The organism is Streptomyces sp. NPDC101225, from assembly GCF_044767585.1.
In the GTDB taxonomy this organism is placed as follows: domain Bacteria; phylum Actinomycetota; class Actinomycetes; order Streptomycetales; family Streptomycetaceae; genus Streptomyces.
In genome coordinates this window covers 1-1135 of the sequence record NZ_JBIWOE010000109.1, presented here as the reverse complement: position 1 = coordinate 1135, position 1135 = coordinate 1, and the positions used below count along the sequence as shown (strand labels likewise).

Genomic DNA, 1135 nt, shown 5'->3' with positions numbered 1-1135 from the left:
GTGCGTCGGGCCATGTATTCCTGGGTGCGCTGGTCGTAGCGGAGGCGGACCAGGACGATCGTGTGCAGGGCGTTGTTGGCCGCGCGGTCACCGCCGCGGTTGAGACGGTGGCGGTTGGTGCGGCCGGAAGAGGCCGGAACGGGTGAGGCCCCGCAAAGGTGCGCAAAGGCGGCTTCGGAGTGGAGACGGTCGGGGTTGTCACCCGCGCTGGCCAGCAGCTGCCCGGCGGTCTCGGGACCGACGCCGGGAAGGGCGACCAGCCTCGGGGCGGCCTGCGTGACAAGCGGTCCGATCTCCCGGTCGGCATCCTTGATCTCCTCGTCGAGGACCCGGTAGCGGCGGGCAAGCCGTCGCAGGGCCGTCCTGACAGCGCAGGCCGGATCGTCGAGTTCCCCGACGGGACGGGACTTGGCCAGGGTGTCGATCAGCTCGTTCGTGGACAGGCCCCGCAACCTGTCCCGCACCGCCGACGGGGCAGTGACGATCAGGGTGCGGATCTGGTTGATGGCCTGTGTGCGGGCCTTGACCGCGCTCTTGCGGGCCACCCGCAGGGCCCGGATCGCCTCGACAATCCCGTTCCTCGACTTCGGTGTTCCGCCAGCCCGACCGGACAGGACTGCGGTCGCGGCCGCGTAGGCGTCGATGGGGTCGGACTTGCCGTTGTCCCGTCGTGCCCTGCGGTCAGGCCGGTCGACCTCGACCACCGTGACGCCGTGCGCGGTGAGGAACCGGGCGACCTCCGCACCGTAGGCACCCGTCCCCTCAATGCCGGCCGCGAGGACTTCGCCGTGCGACAACAGCCACGCCAACAGCCGCCCATATCCCTCCGGAGTCGTCTCGAACGCCTCGGTGGCCAGGTGCCGGCCGATGCTGTCGATGACCGCGGCCTGGTGGCGGTCGGTGTGAGTGTCGATCCCCGCGACCACCGCTCTGTCCTGTGCTGCCATGCTGTTCTCTGCTGCCCTTCCAGCTCTCACCTGTGGGAGGGCACGGGCCGGTCGGGCCGACGGACAAGACAGTGATGGGACCTCTGGCCAGGCTCCTATGAAGTCACGGACGCCCGACCGGCCACGCGCCAAGTGACACCGCCCGGCAGGCCGACGATTCCCCAGAAGGACAGCCGAAGCGTCAGTCA

At 70.0% G+C, this 1135-nt stretch carries 1 protein-coding gene; it reads right to left on the bottom strand.

What is annotated here, in order from left to right:
* Positions 1 to 947, bottom strand: a 947-nt coding sequence (locus tag ACIRPX_RS45965; protein WP_404206143.1) for an IS110 family transposase, incomplete at its 3' end; no start/stop codon positions are given.
* Between the last annotated feature and the right edge of the window lie 188 nt (positions 948 to 1135).